Below are 21,363 nucleotides of genomic sequence, written 5' to 3' on the forward strand. Positions count from 1 at the left end.
CAGTTACGGTGGCTATGCCATAAATCCGTCAGGTGTAAGGGGAAACTCGGCCTTAAACTGATTTGTGCAACAAAGCCATTCGACGACGACAATCTTGCCGGCCACAAAAAAAGCAGCCGTACCCAACTAGGGTAAACGACTGCTTTTCATAAAACTTTAGCGGGGAATTTAAATATTTTTACATTCAGGCCGAAAGCCACTCCAGCAGCGGCCCCCACTGCTCGACATCCTTGCGATGCCGGGCTTTGGGCGGATCGAAAACCGTCATGCCCTGAGTCGCCACATTGACATAGTTCTGGGTATTTCGCAAATACGCCAAAATTGGAATATCGAAATGGCGCATGTACTCTTCCAGCATCCCGGCGGCCTTGGTCCGCGGATCCACGCGCATGGCCACCACGCCGATTCGATCCCGACGCCCGCGCATGTCGTTGCGAATCGAATTCAGGAAATCTTCCGTGGCCGCCATATCAAAAATCGACGGCACCAACGGGACCACGACCTTATCCACCACGCGCAGATAATCGTTGAGTTTGTATCCCTGCAAGCCCGCCGGTGCATCCAGCACGACCCAGTCAGCCTCCTGCGGCAGATTCAGAACAATCTGCCCGCCACCGAAATAGCCGGTCACCGGCGGCAGAGCCGGCTCACGGAACGCCATCCAGCGCAAGGCGGACTGCTGGCGATCCAGATCGCACAAGGTTACAGACTTGCCCTGATTGGCAAACGCCCCCGCCAGATTGGTCGACAAGGTTGTCTTGCCTGCCCCGCCTTTTGGATTGGCCACCAGCACTGCTCGCATATACCACTCCCTGAATTATGGTTGCCATGATTATATTCATCGACGCAGCCGACTCCTACACGAATAGAATAGGCACTTTTGTACCGCCACGCCGCCATGACCACCAAAGTTGCCCAAGATCGCCAGGGGATTCAGTCCATCGAGGTTGGCTTCAGCCTGCTCAAAGTACTGGCCGCCCACAACCGACCGATGATGCTGCGCGACATTGCCAAGGGGGCCGGCATGCCGCCCGCCAAGGCGCATCGTTACATGGTCAGCTTCATGCGCATTGGTCTGATTGAGCAGGATGCCGCCAGCGGCCGCTACGATCTTGGCGCCTACGCGCTGGAACTCGGCCTCTCCGGCCTGGGGCGACTCGACCCGGTTCGGCTGGCCACCCCGATTCTTGAAGAACTGTGCGAAACCGTCCATGAAACAGTGGCTCTGGCTGTCTGGGGCACGCACGGCGCCACCATCGTCCGGATTTTCGATGCGGGCGGCCCGGTCACGGTTACCCTGCGCGCCGGCACGGTGCTGCCGCTGTACAACTCGGCCACCGGCCGCGCCTTTTCCGCCTTCATGCGCGCGCCCTACCTGAAGAAGTTGCTGGACCAGGAACTCGACAAGCAGGCCAAGGAACAGAAAATTGCCGTCACGACCCTGCGCCGGCAACTGGAAAAGCAGCTCACTGAAATCCGGGAACACGGCATTTCGCGCGCCACCGGCAGCCTGACGCCGGGCATCAACGGATTCAGCGCACCGGTCTATGACCACACGGGGCACATGGTGGCGGCGATTACATCGCTGGGGCCCGTCGGCGAATTCAATGTGGAATGGGATAGCCCGGTTGCCAGCGCCATGCTGCAGGCAAGCGCCTTGCTTTCACAAAGACTAGGCTATCAGGCGGCCAAATAAGTGGCGCAAACCTGGTGCCCCCGCTCGGAATCGAACCAAGTCCTGATGATTACAAATCAACTGCACGACCTTCATGCTACGGGGGCGCTCTGATTGGAGCGGCCGCGATTATAGCTGTTTGAACGAGAACGCGATACATGACCACACCGACCAATCCGTTCGAAATCGCCCGCGAGACGCTGAAGTTGCTGGCAGCCCGGCGCACCCCGCCGACGCCCGACAACTACCTGACGATTTATCACGAAATCAGCGGCACGCAGCCGTCGACCGCCGGCTTTCCGGAAAAGCAGCTGCGCTCGCTGGCCAACGCCCTGCCCCGCTCTTCGCCGGATCAACTGCGCCTGGCCCGGCTGCTCGATGAGGCGGTCAAAAGTGCCAACTGGGACGACTACCAGCGCGCCCTGAGCGAATTTGTCGCCAACCTGGCCGAATCGCAGAAGCTCGGCTGGGCACAACTGATTGGTGACCTGATCGTGCAGTGGGATGCCAAGCACGTCGGCCTGACCACGGCACGCAAGCGCGAGGCGCTCGACCATATCCTGAACAGCGCCGGTGCGAATCCGGACAACCTCTACACCCGCCTGCAAAACCTGATGCGAGCCTGGGGACAGGGCAAGCCGGAGTTGCGTTCGGACGACAAAGAGGTCACCGAGAGTGCTCCCGCCCCCTTGACGACGGTCGACGGCAATTTATTGCCCGAAATGCGCGAGCTCTTTGCCTACACGCTCGAAACCGCCATCTCGACCCAGCTTATTGCCTCGCCCGCCCTGGCCAGCGACGCACAGGCCCTGGCCAAGACCATCCGGCGCGCAGCCACGCCGGATGAGCTGAAGCAGTTCCTGACCCAGCTCAAGCGTTTCGCCTTCAAGCTCGAACTGCTCGCCGAAGACCAGGCCGAATTGCGCAACAGCCTGCTCGGCCTGCTCCGCCTGCTCGTCGAAAACGTGACCGAACTGGTCCTCGACGACCAATGGCTGCATGGCCAGATCGAAGTGGTGCGCGACATCATCACCCAGCCCTTGTCGCAGCGCGCCCTCGACGATGCCGAACGGCGCCTCAAGGAAGTGATCTTCAAGCAGAGCCAGCTCAAGTTCAGCCTGCAGGAAGCCAAAGCCTCGCTGCAGAAAATGCTCGCCGGTTTCGTCGACCATCTGGCCGACTTTGCCGATGCCACCTCGGATTACCACGACAAGATCGAAACCTGCGCCCAGCGCATCAGCAGCGCCCGCGACATTTCCGAGCTCGGCACCGTGCTCACCGATGTCATGCGCGAGACCGAGACCATCCAGCGCAATGCCCAGAAATCCCGCGACGAGTTGCGCAGCACGCAGGCGCAGGTCAAGGAGTCCGAAGCACGCATCCGCGAACTGGAAGACGAGCTCGCCAAGACCAGCGAACTGGTGCGCTACGACCAGCTGACCGGCGTTCTCAACCGACGCGGCCTGGAAGAAATGTTCGAGAAGGAAACGGCCCGCGCCAACCGACACGACACCGTGCTCTGCGTCGGCCTGCTCGACATCGACAACTTCAAGAAACTCAACGACTCGATGGGACACGACGCCGGCGACCAGGCCCTCGTCCATCTGGCCCGCGTCTGCCGCGAAACCCTGCGACCGCAGGACACGGTCGCCCGTTACGGCGGCGAGGAATTCATCATCCTGCTCCCGGAAACCCCGCTGGCGGATGCCACTGCGGCCCTGACCCGTCTGCAGCGCGAGCTGACCAAGCGCTTCTTCCTGCACGACAACGAAAAAGTCCTGATCACGTTCAGCGCCGGCGTCACCCAGATGCAGCCCGACGACACCCAGGCCAGCGTGCTCAAGCGGGCAGACGAAGCCATGTACCAGGCCAAGCAGACCGGCAAGAACCGCGTCGTTCAGAGCTGAGCGCAGCCCCGCATGATTTCCCTCTGCATGATCGTGCGCAATGAAGCCGAGCTGCTTCCCGGCTTTTTGCAGGCAGTAGACGGACTGTGGGATGAGTTATGTGTGGCCGACACCGGCTCGACCGACGACACCTGCCGGATCCTGGAGCAAGCGGGCGCCCGCCTGACTCATTTCCCCTGGATCGACGATTTTGCCGCCGCCCGCAATGCCAGCCTGGCACTGGCAACGGGTGACTGGGTGCTCTACCTCGACCCGGACGAAACGCCCAGCCCGACATTGATCGCAGCCATCCGCGCGCTCGACGACGACCCCACGGCCGGTGCCGCCACCGTGCTCATGCGTAACCAACGGGAAACCGGCGACTACACCGAAACGCGCCTGCTCCGCCTGTTTCGGCGCCGCCCCGGCATTCGTTTCGAACATGCCATTCACGAGAGCGTCAATCCGACGGTCAACGCCATGCTGGCCGCAGAAAACCGAGCCCTCCGGCACCTGCCCGGCCATGTCGACCATGTCGGCTATACCGCCCACTGGATGCGACAGCGCCAGAAGCGCCAACGCGATCAGGCCATTCTCGAAACCGCGCTAACCCAACGGCCGGACGACCTTTACAGCGCCCACAAGCTGCTGGAGCTGGCGCATTACTGGCAGGATGCCGCGCTCGCCCAATCGACCGCCGAGCGCCTGCTGGACACGCTCTCGCACCTGCCGGCCGATGCCCTCGCTCGCCAGCACTGGGGCGGCGACCTGCTGGCGAGACTGGCCCGGACATTGGGAGAACAGGTCCCGGCCCGGGCCCTGCAGATTCTCGCCCTGCGGCCGGTCGTCCCCACACTGGACTATCTTGAAACCCGCGGTCTCTTTCTCGAAACTGCCGGCGACCTGCGCGGCGCCGAAATGGATTTCCTGGCCGCCATCACCGCCTGCGAAGCCGAGCGTGCGCCTGCAGCAACCCACATCAATGCGCTGCTCGGCCTGACCCGCCTGGCGCTGGCCCGTGGCGACCTGGCCGCCTGCACCAGCACACTCAGCCGCGCGCTCGAACTCAACCCGCAGCACCGCCTGGTGCTGCGTTACACCCTCCTGCTGGCCAACCTGAGCGGCGGCAAGGCCCAGTTAATGGCCTGCTGCCGCGACCTTCAGCAACGCTTCGGGATCGCGGCGGCCCTGCAGGAATTGGCCCCCGAATTCGGGTTGACCGTCGGCGAGGCCTCAGGCCTTGCGTCGTAGATAGCCACAGCCCACGAGCGAGGTCATCAGCTTGTCGGCGTAGTGGGCATCCGTCTCGAATTCCGGATGCTGCTTGAGGAACTCGACCACGGCGGTTTTCGGGTTGTCGCCCACTTCCCACGGACGGTTCGGGAAGGAACCCGGCGGCATGTCTTCGACGATGGTGTCGAACACGATGCAGTAGCTGCCCGGCGAGACCAGCGGCGCATAGGCGGCCAGCTCGGCCATCACGTGTTCGTGCGTGTGGTTCGAGTCGAGGCAGACGAGGATGCGTTCCTTACCCTTGGCCAGTTCATGCACCTGCTGCACCACGGCCGGATCGATGCTGGAGCCCTGAATCAGCTTCAGGCGCTTGGCCATCGGATGATTTTCGATCAGCGGACGGTTGTGATCGCGGATATCGATGTCGATGCCCACCACTTCGCCGTGGCCGATCAGTTCGAGCAGCGAGGCGGAGTAGATCACCGAGCCGCCATGTGCCACGCCGGTTTCGATGATCAGATCCGGCTTCACCTGCCAGACGATTTCCTGCAGCGCGATCATGTCGACCGGGTTCTGAATGATCGGACGGCCCATCCAGCTGAAGTTGTACACCCAGTATTTGCGCATGGCCTGCGAAATCCAGGCCTGCGACAGCCCCTTGAACTCGGGATCGCGGGTATAGCTGACGATGCGATCCTGTTTTTCCTGTTCGAATTGTTCCAATGGATTCATGGCGTCCCCGTTTCTGTGAATCGATCAAAAATTGAGAATGCGCCGGGCATCGGCGCGATGAACGTAAATGGCCTGACCGGTATGCAAAGCCATGACACCCGGCAGGTCCATCTCGGCAAAGTAGTCATCAGTCACTTGCTTGCAATCGACATAGGCCGGCCAGCCATAATCGTCGAGCACGACCACCCCGCCATCGACCAGGCGCGGCACCAGATATTCAAGGCAGGCACGCGTGGCCTGCCCGGTATTGATGTCGATGTGGGCATAGCGCACCTTGCCCACGCCCGCGCCGGCAAAGGTATCCGGCACGAAACCCGGGTGAAAATCGAGAAAATCGGCGAATGCCGCCAGATTGGCACGCGTTTCATCCAGCGAGACGTCATCGAAGCTCCCCCCGATCCGGGCGGCGCGCTCAGCTTCGGTGAGACCCGCCTCCGGAACACCGGCAAAGGTATCGAAGAGATGGAAGCGTACCCCACCACCCACATTCTGCAAGGCCGTAGCAGCCAATAGCGCCGAGCCACCCCGGAAGACCCCACACTCGACAAAATCGCCCTCGACGGCCTGCAAGGCCAGCTCAGCCATACGCAGCAGGACATAGGCGCGCGACTCGACGCCGAACCCACGCCAGGCCCCCCGCTCAATGCGCTCGGCCTCCTCATAGATGATCCGGAACATCGCGTCATGCCGCCATGGCATCGCAAACGGCCCGCAGCAGGCGAGATCGTAGCGCTCGCCTTCGGCGTAAATCGGCGCCAGATTGTTCAAGACATCCATGACCCGGCCGCCGGCCTTCACATGGGCCAGGATGGCTTCTGCCAAGATTAGATCGCTCATCGCAGGGACTCCGCATAGACTGCGCACAGGCCGGCCAGATCATCCAGCACGGCACGGGGTTGAAAAGAGGGAAATTCGGCTTTCAGACGGGCAATCCGGATGGGAGGAAAATCAAACGCCGGCGCCCCCGGCCGAACCGACCAGGGCACATTCAGGATCTCGGCAATCTTCGCCACCAGCTCACCATTGCTGACGTTGCAACCTGAAGCAAGGTTATAGAGGTCGCCCGCACCGTTGTGCAGAATATCGATCAACTGAACCACCGCATCCTGCACGTGGAGATAGTCCTTGCCCGAATCAAGGGCCGTTCCCAACTCGATCCGCCCCTGCTCGAGCCCTTCGAGAATCAGGCTGGCCAGGAAGTTGCGGGAACTGAAATCGGCACCATAGACATTCGACATGCGCACGACCTTGATGCCGGGCCGCCCGGCATTAAAACAGAGGCTCTCGCCGAGCAGCTTGGAGAGGTTGTACAAATCGCTCATCGAGCGCGCCTGGACGCTGCAAACCGCCGCTTCATCGGTCTCTCCCGCTGCACTGTAAACACGGGTGCTGGACAGGTAAATCAGGCGATCGAACCGGGCCTCGCGCAGGACGCGCGCCAGATAGCTGACATGGGCCTCGACCGTAGCAAACGGCTGCTCACGGAAATCCGAAGTCAATCCGATACAGTAATACACATCGCCCAGCGGCTGCTCGAATATCGCGGCCTCTCCGCGCGCCGGCGCCCAGACCGGTTTTTTCAACGCCCTCAAGAACCGAACCAAATTCGAACCGATGAACCCACCTGCACCTAAAACAGTATTCAGCACCTATCTCTCTCCGGGCCTCGCCTAATTTAACCAAGATCAAGGCAATCTAACTTTGAGGACCCCTTGGCGTATCATCTGCCGAAGGACGGTCTTCATGCTACCAGTTTTTCCTGACACCGTTTTCTGACCCAGAACTCTCGCATCTGCCCAAAAAACGAGAGGAGATCGGATTTTCGATGGAATGATGCCCTACGACATAATTGTCTAGATGGATCTAATGGCGGTAGGATTCGTGCCATCAGCCTTCAGCAGGCTGATCAAAGACTTGAAATGGGGATTTTATGGGTCTCGACGGCTTTTATGCACAAATGTTGCGAATACGACTCTTTGAGGAAGCGTTACTCAAGTTGTTTTCACGCGGCATTTTACGTGGGACGGTTCATACCTGCTTGGGACAAGAAGCATGCGCCGTAGGTGTCGCTGGAGCGCTTGACCCTAGGCGAGATACAGTTTGTTCCAATCATCGAGGCCATGGCCATTTTTTAGCGTTTGGCGGGGATATGAAGGGGCTCCTTGACGAAATCATCGGGCGCGATTCGGGCATATGCGCAGGCAAAGGCGGTAGCCAGCATTTACACTCAAAGAATTTCTATTCAAATGGAGTTCTAGGTGGCATGGTGCCCGTCGCAACGGGAATTGCTTTAGCCCAGAAGCGCAGCGACCAACAGGGTATTAGCGTCGTTTTTGCTGGCGATGGCGCCATGGCAGAAGGCGTCATCTACGAGGCGATTAATATCGCAGCACTATGGAGCTTGCCGCTGCTGCTTGTGATCGAGAACAATCATATTGCCCAAACCACACCCGAAATACTGGCACACGCCAGCCCAATCGAGAATATTCCTGTCGCATTTGGCGTCTGCACCGAAAAAGTAGATGGCAATGATGTGCTGGCCGTTCGATCCACCACGGACCGGCTAATCGAGGAAATGCGCGTAGTTCCAAGTCCGCGTTGCCTAGTGCTCGACACCTGCCGCCTAGGTCCGCACAGCAAGAGTGATGACACCCGTGCGAAGGATGAAATTGCACGTTGCCATGAGCGCGACCCTCTCAAGAAGGTCGAAGCACAACTGCCCGCTGCAACGATTGCGAACACTCAAGCGCGTTGCAATGGGGAATTGCAAGATTTGCTTGCCGAATTTTCTCTGACCTAACCCATGGCACTTACTTATCTTCAGAGTTTGCAAAAAGGATTGAAGTCTCTATTTGAGAGTGATCCACGGGTAATACTGCTGGGCGAAGACGTTCTTGATCCCTATGGCGGTGCATTTAAGGTCACTACTGGACTTTCAACCCTTTATCCAGATCGCGTACTGACAACTCCGATTTCTGAAGCGGCGATTACAGGGATCGGTGCTGGCTTGGCTTTGCGCGGGAATGTGCCAATTATCGAAATCATGTTTGGAGATTTCCTGACACTGTGCGCTGACCAACTAGTTAATCACGCAGCCAAGTTTCCGTTGATGTATTCGAATGTTTTGTGTCCTTTGATCATTCGCACACCGATGGGTGGCGGTCGAGGCTACGGGCCGACACATAGCCAGTCGATCGAGAAAATGTTCTTTGGCTTACCGGGACTCAAAATTATTGCACCCTCTCACTTTCATTCTCCTGGTCGAACTTTGCAGAAAATCGTGCAAGCAGAACAAGGGCCGGTGATATTTATTGAAAGCAAATTACTTTATGGAGAAAGGTTGCAAGAAGCATCCCCTGGTTTCGTGTTTGACGTAGTCAAAGATGAAACAGGATACGAAACAACTATTGTTCAGAATTTTTCCGTGGGGGAGGTCGATGTCGCTCTCATAGCCTATGGGGGCGCGACTAGGCACTTACCGAACCTTTTACGGGAGTTGGCTATAGACGAAATTCGCGTGGTAGCGATATTCCCTGAGTGCATTGATCCATTTCCGCAGGATTTACTGGTTCAGTACACGGCCAATCCCGGCAGAATTGTTATTGTGGATGAAGGTCATGATGGATTTAACTGGGCAACCGGTGTTGCTGCATGTCTTTACGAAAAACTCTGGGGACGTTTGCAGGCACCGATAAGAATAGTTGCTTCGGAACGAGAAATAATTCCAACATCTCACACCCAGGAAAACGAAATGCTAGTTACCAAAGAGAAGATTGAGGCTGCGATTCTGGAGGTAATCTCATGGGAATAATTCTGCTAATGCCCATGATCAATGTTAACGATCAATCAGTCGAATTAGTCAGTTGGTCAGTTAATGACGGAGACTCCGTGCGAAAAGGGGATACCCTTTGTGTCGTCGAGACAACAAAAAGTGCCGTGGAGGTGATCGCCGAAGCTGATGGGGTCCTTCGAGCAACCGCCCCATCCGGACAAAGCTATGAGGTAGGGTATCCCATTGGCTTTATCGCTGAATCAGCCATCGAATTAGTGCCCGATCTGACACCACCAGCCCCCCCCCCCCGTGACGCTATTGCGCCAGTGGCCTCACAAATGCAATGGACTAAGAAAGCCAAGATATCGGCGGACAGACTGGGAATAGATCTTGTAATATTAGCTAAACAGCATCCCGGCGAGGTTGTTAATGAGGATATGGTCAAAGCTGCTGCTCGGGATTTGAATTCTCCCGTAACGTCACCTTCGGCCTTTAAGGCTGCCCCAATCAATATCAGATTCGCACATGAAAAAAATATTGAGCGCATTCTCATCCTGGGAGGAGGTGGAGGTGCCGCGCTGGTATTGGATATCCTGGCACGGAAGATGAACCAGGCAGCAGTAGGAATTCTCGACAACAATCCCAAGATGGCAGGAATGGAATTGATGGGAATTCCGATTTTAGGAGGATTCGAATTAGTTGATGCCCTGTGGCGGGATGGTGCATTCGATGCGGTGATCTCAACTATCGTGCGCGATGTTTTTGACCGCGCCAAGATCTACAACCGATTTATAAAAATGGGCATTCCATTCACCAACGTCATTGACCCCGAAGCTAGAATCGGGCGCGATGTCATTCTTGGCAAAGGCAATCTAATTATATACGGCGCCTATCTAGCGACAGGTGTTAAAATCGGGAATAACAATTTCCTCGCTGCCGGAACATTTATCGAGCATCACTCCGAAATTGGAAACCACTGCACCTTTGGTCCAAGGACTTCGCTTGCTGGAGCAGTCTCTGTTGGCGATCACGTAAAATTTGGTATGCAAGTCGCCATCGAACCACAATTAAAGATCGGTTCCGAATCTGTCATTGCGTCTGGTGTAGTTGTTACTTCTCATGTGCCGGCACGTACATTAGTCAAGAGCACGACTAACGCAGTATTTCGCACTGTCAAATAAAAATCTAAACCCAAGGGGAGCACGACAGACCCATCTGTGTTTCGAGAGCCAAGACGTTCTTCATCCGAAGAAAAGGATTACCGGCATGCAATGAATGAATATGCTTGAAAAAGCGCGGGGACTGCATTCGAAAAATTCTCAAAGCATGTCTCGCAGCAAGATTTTGCTGCGCTTTTCATTGACGAAATCAATTTTCCTTGACCTTCCCCCGAAAAACCGTAGCGGTGAAAAGTAGAGATTTCTGGCAAATTTAGCGCCCATCTGGGCAGGAGATTTGACATGAAGAAATCGAAATACACCGAAGAGCAGATCGCGTTTGCATTGCGTCAGGCGGAGTCCGGCACCGTTGTTGGAGAGGTCTGTCGCAAGATGGGCATATCCGAGGCGACGGTCTACAACTGGAAGAAGAAATACGGTGGTCTGGGCGTCACCGGGTTACGCCGGCTGAAGCAGCTTGAAGAGGAGAATGCGCGACTCAAGCGCATGGTGGCCGATCTGAGCCTGGATAAGCAGATGTTGCAGGAGGTCATCCAAAAAAAGCTGTGAAGCCAGCTTGCAAGCGTGAGCTGGCGAACTTTCTCATTGATGCCTACCGCGTCAGTATTCGGCGAGCGACGGCCGTGATTCAACTGCGCCAAGCAACATATTTCTATCGCCCCACGCCGAGAGACGACCGTGCTGAGCGGCAGTGAATTCGTGAGATTGCGGCCACGCGCATTTGTTATGGTGCTGAACGCATCCACGTACTGCTGCGGCGCGAAGGCTGGCTGATCAATCACAAGAAGACTTACCGAATTTACTGCGAGGAAGGCCTGAACCTGCGTAGCAAGCGGCCACGTCGTCGGGTTGCTGCCGTGGTTCCTATCGCTGAGTGACGCCCGTGAGAAGATTGAGCATTGGCGTTTGGATTACAACGAATTCAGGCCGCACAGTTCGCTGGGCAACCTGACCCCGAGCGAGTTCCGCATCGCTCACCTTGAAGTCGGAAACCTCTAATTCCGACTGCTCGGTTAGCCGGGAGGAGGTCACTAAGTAGCCAAGTGAAACGCTGGCCATCTTAGATTTGGCAGCTCTTCGATCTTTACGCATTCAACACCCCCCATTCGAGCCACATATATAAATTACGCGCTGCTCGACTGAAGAGGCAAAACGCCCCCAATGCAACAAATCAAGAAAACAAAACGGGATGCAGACGATCGCGCGGCGACACATCGATGGGCGGCAAAGGCCAGTCAATCCCGACACTCGGGTCATCAAAACGCAGCCCGCGCTCTGCGGCTGCGCAATAGGGTTTGGACACCATGTACAAGATGGCGGACCCGGCATCCAGCGCCTGAAAGCCGTGGGCGAAGCCCTCCGGAATCAGCATCATCAGGAAATTATCCGGTGTCAGTTCCTGCGCAAACCACTGGCCATAGGTCGGCGAATCCGGGCGGATATCCACCGCAACATCCCAGATACGGCCGCTGGTACAGCGCACGAACTTGGTTTCGGCATGCGGCGAGACCTGATAGTGCATGCCGCGCACGGTCCCGGCTTTCAGGGTCAGGGACTGGTTGCATTGCTGGATGGGGTCGGGAAAGCCCGCCCGCGCCAGGGTTTCCTGGCAATACAAGCGGGAAAAATAGCCACGGTCATCGCAGATTGGCGCCAGGCGCGCCAGGCGCAAACCGGCCAAGGGCGTATCGATGAAGTCCATCAGGCCTGCCTCAAGCGGGTTTGATAAGCGGCAATCTGTTGCCGGGTGAGGGCCAGCACCGCCGCCGGGGAGGCATTTTGTGCCGCTTTATACCAGTCGACCGTCTGAGCGAGCGCTTCGTCGATCGGCCACTGCGGACGCCACCCCAAACGCGCTCGCGCCTTCGCCGAGGTCAGACTGAGCAAGCCGGCTTCGTGCGGCGCCGCCGGGTCGATCTCATGGCGCACGGTCGCACTGCCGCCCCAGAGGCTGGCCATGCTGGCTGCCACCTCACCGACGGCACGCACCCCGGCCTCATCCGGCCCAAAATTCCAGGCTTCGGCAATCGCCTCGCCGCGATACAAGCCTTCCGCCACACGCAGATAGCCCGACAAGGGTTCCAGCACATGCTGCCACGGGCGCGTTGCCTGCGGTTTTCGCAAAATCAGGGGCTGACCTGCGGCAAAAGCACGGATGGCATCCGGCACCAGACGATCGAGCGCCCAGTCACCGCCCCCGATCACATTGCCGGCCCGAACGGTCGCCAGCCCAACACCACGCGCGCTAAAAAACGACGTACGCCACGCATGCGCGAGGATTTCCGTGGCCGCCTTGCTGGCGCTATACGGGTCATCCCCGCCCAGCGGTTCATCTTCGCGGTAACCCCAGTCCCATTCGCGGTTGCGGTAGCACTTGTCGGTCGTCACCACGACGATGCTGCGGACCGAGTCGACCGCGCGGCAGGCCTCAAGAACCTGCATCGTGCCCGTCACATTGGTCGCGAATGTCTCGACCGGCTCGCGGTAGCTCGATCGCACCAAGGCTTGTGCCGCCAGATGCAGGACAATCTCCGGCTGACAGGCGCGCACCATCTGCACCACCGCATCGGCATCGCGGATATCGACAAGGTGGTGCCCGTGCAACAACGGCGCCACGTCTGCCGCCACGAACAACTGCGCCGGCGACTCGGGCGGCAAGGCCATGCCCACCACGTCAGCGCCCAGTTCGCGCAGCCAGATGGCCAGCCAGCTTCCCTTGAAACCGGTGTGCCCGGTCAGCAAGACCCGCTTGCCGCGCCAGAAGGCCGCATCCGGGCCGGACCAGCGTTCAGTCATGCCAGACTTTCCAGGGCGCCTTGCCGGAGGCCCAGAGTTCTTCCAGCAGGTTCTTCTCGCGCAGCGTATCCATCGCCTGCCAGAAGCCGCTGTGATAGTAGGCTTCCATCTGCCCTTCCGCCGCCAGCCGGTTCATCGGGTCCTGTTCCCAGGGCATGGCATCGTGCTCGATGTAGTCGATGACCTTGGGCGACAGGACGAAAAAGCCGCCATTGATCCAGCCGCCATCGCCCGGCGGCTTCTCGCGGAAACCGCTGACCTGGCTGCCGGACAGTTCGAGCGCACCATAGCGCCCGGGCGGCAGCACCGCGGTCACGGTGGCCAGACGGCCATGCTGCTTGTGGAATTCGACCTGTTCCGTGATGTTGACCGTCGAGACGCCATCGCCGTAGGTAAAACAGAAAGGCGCATCGTCATCGAGGTACTTGCGCACGCGCTTCAGGCGGCCGCCGGTCATCGTATCCTGGCCGGTATCGACCAGCGTGACCCGCCACGGCTCGGCATGCTCTTCGTGCACTTCCATCCGGTTGCCGCGCATGTCGAAGGTGACATCGGACGAATGAAGGAAGTAGTTGGCGAAGTACTCCTTGATCACGTAGCCACGGTAACCGAGGCAGATGATGAACTCGTTGATGCCGTGGCTGGAGTACTGCTTCATGATGTGCCACAGGATCGGCTTGCCGCCGATCTCGATCATCGGCTTCGGACGCAGATGCGACTCTTCGGAAATCCGGGTCCCCAACCCCCCGGCCAGGATCACGGCCTTCATGCTTGCCCCTCCTGTTGTGCACACCAGCGCTGCCACATGCCGCGCAGCGCTGCCTCAAAGTGACGGGTAAATCGTGCCGCATCCATGAGCGGGCTCCCCTGCATGCGTTCACGCAGGTTGGCGCGTTGCGCCATCAGGTAGTCCCGATCCGTTGCCAGACGGGCAGCCAGCGCCACATACTCGTCCTCCGTCTGCGCAATCAGATGCGACAGGCCGACGTTGGAAAGAATCATGACCCCCATGCGCGACATCAGATGGCGGCCGGCGAGCGTGACATACGGCACGCCCATCCAGACGGTATCGAAGCCCGTTGTGCCGCCATTACAGGGGAAGGGATCAAGCGCGCAGTCGATTTCGTTGTACAGCCGATACTGGTTTTCCTTGCGGCGCGGCACCAGCTCCAGGCGCTCCCGGCTGACGCCATACGGCGCAAAGCGGGCGGCAAACTGGTCGGCGATGGCCGGGTCGGAAAAGGTCGTCCACTCGAGCATCAGGCGGCTATCCGGCACGGCGACCAGAATCCGGGACCAGACCCGGATGACATCCTCGGTCACTTTGGCCAGGTTATTGAAGCACCCGAACGTCACGTAGCCGCGCGTCTCGCACGGCGCCTGCTCAGCCACGGCAGGGCTGTTCAAACCCGGACGGTACACGCAATAACTCTCGGGCATGCGCCAGAGCGTTTCGGTACTCAGATGCTCCGTCATGCCCTCCGGTTCGGAATAGCGGTTGGTGAGCAGATAATCCATCTGGCTCACCCCGGTCGTTGCCGGATGCCCCAGCCAACCAAACTGGACCGGGGCAGCGCGGCGTGCAAAGACCAGCAAGCGGTTCGCCGCGGTATGGCCGCTCAGATCGACGAGAATGTCGATGCCATCGGCCAGGATCTGTGCATGCAGTTTCTCTTCGCTGAACGCCCCCACGTTATGCCAGCGCGTTGCCAGGCCTTTCAGGCGGCGGGTGACATGATCCGTGACGAAATGGGTGTAGTAGGCATGAATCTCGAACTGTTCGCGATCCAGCTCTTGCCAGACGGGGTCCACAAAATATGCAACAGCATGATTCCGTAAATCACCGGAGACAAAACCAATGCGCAATTTGCGCTGAGGCTCTGGCAAGTTAGCAAACGACACCGGCAGAGTAGGCATCACCTTCCGGCAATGAGTTTCATTGTAGACTTGAGCCTCAGCTAAAATCTCTTCTGGCTGAACATCAGATGCATACATCATCGAAAAAATCAGGTTGCTATGATAGCGTGGCTCAGCGACAGCGAGGCGCTGAATATCCAAGCTTTTCCGCATCTCTCCCAAATCTTTATAAATGATTGCGAGATTTGTAGCAGCCCCCAAAAACTCGCTCTCAGGAGGTTCACTGGCCAAAACAGCGCTCAGGTAATCTACCCCATCTTTTGAACGCCCAACCCGATGTAAACACAACCCATATTCATAAGACAAACCAGAAAGATCTGGCTTAATCTTCATTACACTCTCATATTCAGCCAATGACTCTCCATGTCGACCGAGCATTCCGAGCACAGTCGCGTGAAGCTTCAGGGACTCTGCATCGCGCGGCTCCATTTCTATAACCTTGCGCAAGCATCCTTCTGCATCACCAAATCTTTGCTGCATAAAAAAGATACGACTGAGCAAACTCCACGCTGGCCCATAATCCTCGCGCATACCAATGGCTTGGCGGCACAACCGCGCAGCACGCTCAACGTCCCCCCTAATCTGGGCAATAGAGGCCAAGGCAACACTGACCTCTGGACGAGGATGAGCCCTCCCTGCATCAACCAATACAATTTCAGCCTGATCCGTATCTTCCATGCTGATCAGCAACATCCCTTTCTCTAGCAACAAATCGCTGTTCGACGGAAATTGCATGAGGGCATGATCAAGCCGGCTTAGCGAGCGCTGAAACTCCTTCGCATGACGCAAGGCTCGACAATATTGCACAACCGGAAACGGATCAGTGGGTTTGAGGCCAATACACCGTAAGAGATAAGGCTCCGCCGCCAAATAATCGCCTGACTGCACTAAAGCAGCAGCCAAGTTAGACAGCAGTCCAGGATCATTCGGCGACAACATAACAGCCCGTCGGTAGCACTCTATGGCTTCCGGAACGTACCCTTGCATTTCCAGGAGCGCCCCGAGGTTACTCAAGGCTTCAGGCGACTGCGGCCGTAAAGCCAGGGCTCCAATCAAATAAGGCTTGGCATCGTCAGTGCGCTGCAGTGCACGATAGAGAGAACCCAGAGCACTCATGGCCTCGAAACTTCCCGGCATCACCTCCAGCGCAGCTTTGTAAGCGGCCTCCGCCCCCTCCATATCCTGACTGTCGCGCAGGATATCGCCCTGGGTTACCCGGAACAGGGCAACATCCGGCGACAAACTGACTGCTTGCCCGACGAGATCAAGAGCCACGTCCAGCATTGAAATTTCTCGGGCCAGCAATGCGAGCAGATGCCAAGCATCGGCACATGCCGGATCCTGTTCCAGCGCTGCGTGATAACAACGCTCCGCATCATCGAAACGTCCAGCCTTGTGGTGATCGAGGCCTTCGCCTACCAGGCGATCTGCATTGTTCTGCATGAGAGGAAACCGTTCTTCCGGAGATCAGCAATACCCAGACAAAGCAATCTCCGTTCCAGAATATGCAGCTAGGCTTCGTTTTTTTGTTGAGTGCACCAGTGCTGCCACATCCCGCGCATGGCCTCGGCAAAATTCGCAGCAAATTTTGCCGCATCCATCAGCGGGCTTGCCTGCACGCGTGTCCGCAAACCCGAGCGCAACCGGCGCAATCGATCCGAATCCTCGGCAAGCGCCACAGCCACTTCTGCGTACGCGTCCTCCGTCTCGACCACGAGTTCCGAAAGACCTGCATGCGAGAGGAGATCGGCCCCCATCCGGGCCATCATGTGCCCCCCCGCCAGGGAAACTAGCGGCACCCCCATCCACAGGGTATCGAAGGTAGTTGTTCCACCATTACAAGGGAAGGGGTCCAATGCAATGTCGATCCGGTTGTAGAGGTGATATTGATGCTCCGGACGCCGCCCCAGCAACTCGAGTCGATCACCGGCAACCCCACCCGCCGCGAAGCGGGCCCGGACATCATCGGCAAAAGCGGCCTCATCCAGACCATTTGCCTCCAGTAGTAGTTTGGCGGTTGGCAGGCGTTGCAAAATCCAACACCAGAGCGCGATAACCTGCGGCGTCACCTTGGCAAAATTATTGAAGCAGCCAAAGGTGACGTAGCCATTGTCCTCAAACGGCGGGTGATCAATCGGCTCAGGACTGCCGTCATGCGGCCGGTACACACAGAATACATCCCGCATGCGCCAGGGTTTTTCAACCAACAGATGCTCCGTCATACCCGGGGGATCCAGGATGCTGTCGGTCAGCAGCCAGTCAATTGCCTTCAGGCCAGTGGTGGACGGATAGCCAAGCCAGGTTACCTGTACAGGCGCAGGCTTGCGGGCAAAGGTCAGCAAACGGTTTCCGGCGGTATGGCCCGCCAGATCGATGAGAATATCGATGCCGTCCTCCCGGATCCGGGCAGCAAGGGCATCGTCAGTCATGCCGAGAACCGGGCGCCAGACATCCGCCAAGGCCTCCATGCGCTCAGTCACCGAATCCCGCTGACTCTGGTTGTAATAGGCGTAGATAGTGAACTCAGAACGGTCAAGGTACTGCCACAGCGGCTCAACAAAGTAAGCAACAGCGTGACGCCGGAAGTCTGGAGACACAAATCCGAGGCGCAGTCCTTTACCTGGATCAGGTGCGTTAGTATGCCCCCAATCCGATTTCCAAAAGCGAGCGGCATGCATTCTGTCGAAGTTACGTGCAGTCTCCGCCGTATAGTCAGGCATCCACCCCTGTCCACAATATATGGAAGTAAAGACTAGGTTGCTTGCAATCGCCGCACTCCTTGGTGCCGCCAACACCCCTTTCTGAAAACAGGCGACGGCCTCCAGCAAACGCCCTCTGTCCTTGTATATGCCTGCGAGATGATTCCAAGCAACAAAATCACCAGGATCCAGCGACAGTGCATGGCGAGCGAACATTTCCGACTCTTCAAGACGCCCAAACTTATATGCTGTTTCGGCAAGAGCACTCCAAGCCGCAACATTCCTCGGCTCTAACTCAACCGCTTTAAAAAGAAGTGGTAAAACCTCTTCACAAACGCCAGCAGCGAGCAGTACGCCAGCAAAGTTCACCAAAATACCGGGCACGTCCGGGTATCTGCTCATGGCATGCTGGTAAATAGCAATGGCGCGGGCAACATCCCCCTGGTGACGATACGCCAAAGCACAACGATCAGCCTCATGGCAAAAGACTTGTTCATCAGCCTTTAATGTATCGAGCTCTGCAAAAATAGCCGCCAATACAGCATCTTCGTGTTGTGACGGGATAGACAAGGAGACAGAACTCAAGCTTCCTGATCGGACCATAAGGATCATTCAAATTTTTTACGAAAGGGCATCAAGTTTTCCTCTGACTGTCCGATAACTCTCTCAAGAGAAGTTATTTCTGCCCGCACAGGGCCCTAGGAACAGCACCACGTCGAGGAGAATCAAAATGCCGCAAGTGATTAATACTAACATCCCGTCCCTTACCGCGCAGCGTAACCTGAATTCGTCGCAAAGCACCCTGAGCACGGCGCTGAACCGTCTTTCCTCCGGCCTGCGTATTAACTCAGCCAAAGATGATGCCGCAGGGATTGCAATCGCAACTCGCCTGGAAGCACAATCTCGGGGCATGAGTGTTGCAATTCGTAACGCCAATGATGCCCTTTCGTTCCTCCAGACAGCAGAAGGAGGGATCTCAAAAGTTGCCGAATCGCTGAACCGCATGCGCGAACTGGCCGTTCAGTCTGCAAACGGCACATATCAATCAACTGATAGAAAAAACCTGCAAGAGGAATATGCTCAGCTTGCCAGCGAAATCGATCGCGTCGTAAAGCAAACTCAGTTCAACAAAATCGACATGCTGAACGCAGGTAATAGCCAAACCTTTCAGGTTGGAGCAAACGTAGGACAAACTATTGTTGTCCAAATTTCCGACCTGGCCAACGCATCTGTCACGCAGACCGGCGGAACTGGATCCTCGATCTCTAATGCCGATGGGGCGACGAGTGCGATTAGTGCAATCGACCAAGCACTTGACTTTATCAATACGCAAAGAGCCCAGCTTGGCGGCATGCAGAGTCGCTTTGAATCTGTTGTATCTCAGCTTCAGATTGCCCGAGAAAATCAGGAAGCCTCCCGCAGCCGTATTTTGGATGCTGACTTTGCTGAAGAAACGGCACGACTGACCCGCGCTCAGATTCTTCAACAGGCCGGGACCGCCATGCTAGCTCAAGCCAATGCAGTACCCAACAATGTGCTGAGCCTTCTGCGCTAAAACCGGCAATTTTTTCCGGCCCCGTATCGCGCGCTGTAATAAATAGCCTACCGCGCGCGATACGCCAGAAAGGACCCGCATCATGAGCATCCAGAACATCAACGGCGCCCCCCCCCCCGGCTATATCCAGCCCCAGGTCGAAGCGGCACAACGCCAGGCAGCAGCAGCCCGCCGCGCAGAAACAGAAGTCCAGAAGACGACCGAAGTCACGCCTGATACGAAAAAATCAGTCGCCGAACTTCAAAAGGAAGATGTCAAAAAGGCCGTCGACGACATTCAGAAGTTCGTCAGCACGAAGAACCAGGACCTTCAGTTTTCCATCGACGAGGAACTCGGAAAAACCGTCGTCAAGGTGGTTGACCGCAGCACCAAGGAAATCATCCGGCAGTACCCTTCGGAAGAAATGCTGCAAATTGCCAAGGCACTCGACAAGCTTCAAGGCCTTCTGGTCAAACAACAGGCATAAATCCTGCTACTAGCGCGTATTCGGTTTTAGCAAGGAGCACCTCATGGCAGGCATCACCTCACTCGGCGTCGGTAGCGGCCTCGATGCGGAAAGCATCGTGACCAAGCTCATGGCGGTTGAGAAACTGCCATTGACTCAGCTCACGACACGCACCAACACCTATAACGCCAAGATTTCTGCCTTTGGCGCGATCAGCAGCGCCCTATCGACGCTGAAAACCGCTGCAACAGCATTCGAATCAAGCAAGACGAACCTGCTGACAAGCACGGTCTCGGACAGCAATGTCGCCTCGCTAACCACGACAACCAGTGCAGCCCCCGGCTCTTACCAACTCGAAGTCACTCAGCTTGCCAAGGCACACACACTGTCCAGCCGGGTGATCTCCAACAGCAGCGAAGCACTCGGAACGGGCCAACTCACCATCACGAACGGTAGCAACAGCTTTTCGATCACCGTTGATGGGACAAACAACACCTTGGCCGGCATTCGTGATGCCATCAATGCAAAAACCGAAAACACCTCGGTGAAAGCAAATGTCATCACCGACGCGTCCGGCAGCCGCCTTGTTCTGACCAGCAAGGAGACCGGCGCATCAAACACCATCTCGATTACGGTCAACGACAACGACGGCAACAATACGGATGCCTATGATGCGCTCACCAACACATCGCCCGGTCTCTCCCAACTGGCTTACACGGGCGGCGCAAACAATCTGTCGCAGATTCAGGCAGCCCAGAATGCGGCGATCAAACTTGATAACGTTTCCCTGTCGTTCAGCTCAAACACCATCACGGATGCGATCGCCGGGACCACGCTGAAGCTCACGAAAGAAAACGCAGGCGCCCCAGCAACCGTTACGCTGAGCCGAGATAGTGCCGGACTGAAAACACTGGCCGATAATTTTGTCAAAGCCTACAACGATCTGCGCACGCAGGTCACCAAATATACGGCCTATAACGCTGAGACAAAAACCGCCAGCGCCCTCACCGGCGACTCGACCGTGCGCTCCATTGATCGGCAGTTGCGGGAGGCGCTCCGTACCGTACCGGCAACCGTCACCGGCGATCTGAAGCAACTCGCAGACATCGGCATCAGCATTGATGCCAGTGGCACAATGGCCGTAGACAGCACCAAGTTCGACAAGGCTGTCACCAACAACTTTGCCAATACGCAATCGATTCTCGACGGCTACGGCAAAGCGCTCAAGACAACCATTACCGGTCTCACTGACACCAATGGCGTCATTGCGGCACGGACCACCGGCATTAAGAACTCAATCAAATTGCTGGATGACCAAAAAGAACGCCTGAATGACCGCCTCAGCGCCATTGAAACACGCTACCGGGCACGATTCTCCTCCCTGGATACACTCGTCTCAAGCATGCAGAGCACCAGCAGCTTTCTGACACAGCAAATCGCCAAATGGAGTTAAGCGACTGAATGCAACCAAAGGC

18 protein-coding genes, 1 tRNA gene and 1 pseudogene are annotated in these 21,363 nt (G+C 57.1%); 10 read left to right on the forward strand and 10 right to left on the reverse strand.

Annotation, left to right across the window (positions count from 1 at the left end; all coding sequences use genetic code 11):
- Window positions 1-184: 184 nt before the first annotated feature.
- Window positions 185-802, reverse strand: a complete 618-nt coding sequence (locus AACO21_RS07365; RefSeq protein ID WP_346191868.1) for a ParA family protein — start codon at window positions 800-802, stop codon at window positions 185-187.
- Between the two features lie 96 nt (window positions 803-898).
- Here AACO21_RS07365 and AACO21_RS07370 point away from each other — a divergent pair, with 96 nt between their 5' ends.
- Window positions 899-1,696: an IclR family transcriptional regulator gene (locus tag AACO21_RS07370; protein ID WP_346191869.1), complete on the forward strand. Its 798-nt coding sequence runs from the start codon at window positions 899-901 to the stop codon at window positions 1,694-1,696.
- A gap of 12 nt (window positions 1,697-1,708) precedes the next feature.
- On the opposite strand, the gene AACO21_RS07375 is transcribed toward AACO21_RS07370, so the two are convergent.
- Window positions 1,709-1,782 (reverse strand) — tRNA-Thr (locus tag AACO21_RS07375).
- A 51-nt stretch (window positions 1,783-1,833) separates the two neighbouring features.
- Between AACO21_RS07375 and AACO21_RS07380 the strand changes: the two genes are divergently transcribed.
- The gene (locus AACO21_RS07380) at window positions 1,834-3,582 is read left to right on the forward strand and encodes a diguanylate cyclase (RefSeq protein ID WP_346191870.1); all 1,749 of its coding nucleotides are present in this window, start codon (window positions 1,834-1,836) and stop codon (window positions 3,580-3,582) included.
- A 12-nt stretch (window positions 3,583-3,594) separates the two neighbouring features.
- Window positions 3,595-4,812, forward strand: coding sequence for a glycosyltransferase family 2 protein (locus tag AACO21_RS07385; protein WP_346191871.1), 1,218 nt, complete (start codon window positions 3,595-3,597; stop codon window positions 4,810-4,812).
- Here the strand turns inward: AACO21_RS07385 and AACO21_RS07390 are convergent.
- From AACO21_RS07390 to AACO21_RS07400, 3 genes are read right to left on the reverse strand one after another with little or no spacing between them, the layout of a single operon-like run.
- Entirely contained in the window at window positions 4,795-5,526 is a 732-nt protein-coding gene (locus tag AACO21_RS07390; protein WP_346191872.1) for a cephalosporin hydroxylase family protein, read from the reverse strand. The genes AACO21_RS07385 and AACO21_RS07390 overlap by 18 nt on opposite strands.
- Before the next feature lie 24 nt (window positions 5,527-5,550).
- Window positions 5,551-6,363, reverse strand: a complete 813-nt coding sequence (locus AACO21_RS07395) for a TylF/MycF/NovP-related O-methyltransferase (protein ID WP_346191873.1) — start codon at window positions 6,361-6,363, stop codon at window positions 5,551-5,553.
- Complete coding sequence (locus AACO21_RS07400) at window positions 6,360-7,175, reverse strand: SDR family oxidoreductase (protein WP_346191874.1); 816 nt, start codon at window positions 7,173-7,175, stop codon at window positions 6,360-6,362. Before AACO21_RS07400 ends, AACO21_RS07395 begins: the two co-directional genes overlap by 4 nt.
- Window positions 7,176-7,456: 281 nt before the next feature.
- Between AACO21_RS07400 and AACO21_RS07405 the strand changes: the two genes are divergently transcribed.
- The 4 genes and pseudogenes from AACO21_RS07405 (at window position 7,457) to AACO21_RS07420 (ending at window position 11,475) form a co-directional block, all read left to right on the forward strand.
- Window positions 7,457-8,326, forward strand: a complete 870-nt coding sequence (locus AACO21_RS07405; RefSeq protein WP_346191875.1) for a thiamine pyrophosphate-dependent dehydrogenase E1 component subunit alpha — start codon at window positions 7,457-7,459, stop codon at window positions 8,324-8,326.
- Window positions 8,327-8,329: 3 nt separating this feature from the next.
- The gene (locus AACO21_RS07410) at window positions 8,330-9,337 is read left to right on the forward strand and encodes a transketolase C-terminal domain-containing protein (RefSeq protein ID WP_346191876.1); all 1,008 of its coding nucleotides are present in this window, start codon (window positions 8,330-8,332) and stop codon (window positions 9,335-9,337) included.
- On the forward strand, window positions 9,328-10,479 hold the full coding sequence (locus tag AACO21_RS07415) for a biotin/lipoyl-containing protein (protein ID WP_346191877.1): 1,152 nt from the start codon (window positions 9,328-9,330) through the stop codon (window positions 10,477-10,479). Before AACO21_RS07410 ends, AACO21_RS07415 begins: the two co-directional genes overlap by 10 nt.
- Window positions 10,480-10,758: 279 nt before the next feature.
- Window positions 10,759-11,475: pseudogene (locus AACO21_RS07420) on the forward strand (transposase).
- Between the two features lie 172 nt (window positions 11,476-11,647).
- Here the strand turns inward: AACO21_RS07420 and AACO21_RS07425 are convergent.
- The 5 genes from AACO21_RS07425 to AACO21_RS07445 all read right to left on the reverse strand — a co-directional run bounded on the left by AACO21_RS07425 (window position 11,648) and on the right by AACO21_RS07445 (window position 18,473).
- Entirely contained in the window at window positions 11,648-12,178 is a 531-nt protein-coding gene (locus AACO21_RS07425) for a dTDP-4-dehydrorhamnose 3,5-epimerase family protein (protein WP_346191878.1), read from the reverse strand.
- Window positions 12,178-13,272: a CDP-glucose 4,6-dehydratase gene (gene rfbG / locus AACO21_RS07430; protein ID WP_346191879.1), complete on the reverse strand. Its 1,095-nt coding sequence runs from the start codon at window positions 13,270-13,272 to the stop codon at window positions 12,178-12,180. The genes AACO21_RS07425 and rfbG overlap by 1 nt, the downstream gene beginning before the upstream one ends.
- Window positions 13,265-14,041, reverse strand: coding sequence for a glucose-1-phosphate cytidylyltransferase (gene rfbF / locus AACO21_RS07435; protein ID WP_346191880.1), 777 nt, complete (start codon window positions 14,039-14,041; stop codon window positions 13,265-13,267). The genes rfbG and rfbF overlap by 8 nt, the downstream gene beginning before the upstream one ends.
- On the reverse strand, window positions 14,038-16,632 hold the full coding sequence (locus tag AACO21_RS07440) for a tetratricopeptide repeat protein (RefSeq protein ID WP_346191881.1): 2,595 nt from the start codon (window positions 16,630-16,632) through the stop codon (window positions 14,038-14,040). The genes rfbF and AACO21_RS07440 overlap by 4 nt, the downstream gene beginning before the upstream one ends.
- 68 nt (window positions 16,633-16,700) lie before the next feature.
- Complete coding sequence (locus AACO21_RS07445; protein WP_346191882.1) at window positions 16,701-18,473, reverse strand: hypothetical protein; 1,773 nt, start codon at window positions 18,471-18,473, stop codon at window positions 16,701-16,703.
- Between the two features lie 145 nt (window positions 18,474-18,618).
- Between AACO21_RS07445 and AACO21_RS07450 the strand changes: the two genes are divergently transcribed.
- From AACO21_RS07450 to fliD, 3 genes are all read left to right on the forward strand, one after another.
- Window positions 18,619-19,443, forward strand: coding sequence for a flagellin (locus tag AACO21_RS07450; RefSeq protein WP_346191883.1), 825 nt, complete (start codon window positions 18,619-18,621; stop codon window positions 19,441-19,443).
- An 82-nt stretch (window positions 19,444-19,525) separates the two neighbouring features.
- The gene (locus AACO21_RS07455; RefSeq protein ID WP_346191884.1) at window positions 19,526-19,909 is read left to right on the forward strand and encodes a flagellar protein FlaG; all 384 of its coding nucleotides are present in this window, start codon (window positions 19,526-19,528) and stop codon (window positions 19,907-19,909) included.
- A 43-nt stretch (window positions 19,910-19,952) separates the two neighbouring features.
- Window positions 19,953-21,341 (forward strand): flagellar filament capping protein FliD, encoded by a 1,389-nt coding sequence (gene fliD, locus AACO21_RS07460; RefSeq protein WP_346191885.1) that lies wholly within the window; start codon window positions 19,953-19,955, stop codon window positions 21,339-21,341.
- Window positions 21,342-21,363 lie beyond the last annotated feature (22 nt).

This window comes from Dechloromonas sp. ZS-1, from assembly GCF_039649255.1.
Lineage (GTDB): Bacteria > Pseudomonadota > Gammaproteobacteria > Burkholderiales > Rhodocyclaceae > Azonexus.

What these genes read in the sequence shown, in the direction of transcription:
- AACO21_RS07365 (WP_346191868.1), bottom strand. Translation starts at nt 802, where the DNA reads ATGCGAGCAGTGCTGGTGGCCAATCCAAAAGGCGGGGCAGGCAAGACA.
- AACO21_RS07370 (WP_346191869.1), top strand. Translation starts at nt 899, where the DNA reads ATGACCACCAAAGTTGCCCAAGATCGCCAGGGGATTCAGTCCATCGAG.
- AACO21_RS07380 (WP_346191870.1), top strand. Translation starts at nt 1,834, where the DNA reads ATGACCACACCGACCAATCCGTTCGAAATCGCCCGCGAGACGCTGAAG.
- AACO21_RS07385 (WP_346191871.1), top strand. Translation starts at nt 3,595, where the DNA reads ATGATTTCCCTCTGCATGATCGTGCGCAATGAAGCCGAGCTGCTTCCC.
- AACO21_RS07390 (WP_346191872.1), bottom strand. Translation starts at nt 5,526, where the DNA reads ATGAATCCATTGGAACAATTCGAACAGGAAAAACAGGATCGCATCGTC.
- AACO21_RS07395 (WP_346191873.1), bottom strand. Translation starts at nt 6,363, where the DNA reads ATGAGCGATCTAATCTTGGCAGAAGCCATCCTGGCCCATGTGAAGGCC.
- AACO21_RS07405 (WP_346191875.1), top strand. Translation starts at nt 7,457, where the DNA reads ATGGGTCTCGACGGCTTTTATGCACAAATGTTGCGAATACGACTCTTT.
- AACO21_RS07410 (WP_346191876.1), top strand. Translation starts at nt 8,330, where the DNA reads ATGGCACTTACTTATCTTCAGAGTTTGCAAAAAGGATTGAAGTCTCTA.
- AACO21_RS07415 (WP_346191877.1), top strand. Translation starts at nt 9,328, where the DNA reads ATGGGAATAATTCTGCTAATGCCCATGATCAATGTTAACGATCAATCA.
- AACO21_RS07425 (WP_346191878.1), bottom strand. Translation starts at nt 12,178, where the DNA reads ATGGACTTCATCGATACGCCCTTGGCCGGTTTGCGCCTGGCGCGCCTG.
- rfbG (WP_346191879.1), bottom strand. Translation starts at nt 13,272, where the DNA reads ATGACTGAACGCTGGTCCGGCCCGGATGCGGCCTTCTGGCGCGGCAAG.
- rfbF (WP_346191880.1), bottom strand. Translation starts at nt 14,041, where the DNA reads ATGAAGGCCGTGATCCTGGCCGGGGGGTTGGGGACCCGGATTTCCGAA.
- AACO21_RS07440 (WP_346191881.1), bottom strand. Translation starts at nt 16,632, where the DNA reads ATGCAGAACAATGCAGATCGCCTGGTAGGCGAAGGCCTCGATCACCAC.
- AACO21_RS07450 (WP_346191883.1), top strand. Translation starts at nt 18,619, where the DNA reads ATGCCGCAAGTGATTAATACTAACATCCCGTCCCTTACCGCGCAGCGT.
- AACO21_RS07455 (WP_346191884.1), top strand. Translation starts at nt 19,526, where the DNA reads ATGAGCATCCAGAACATCAACGGCGCCCCCCCCCCCGGCTATATCCAG.
- fliD (WP_346191885.1), top strand. Translation starts at nt 19,953, where the DNA reads ATGGCAGGCATCACCTCACTCGGCGTCGGTAGCGGCCTCGATGCGGAA.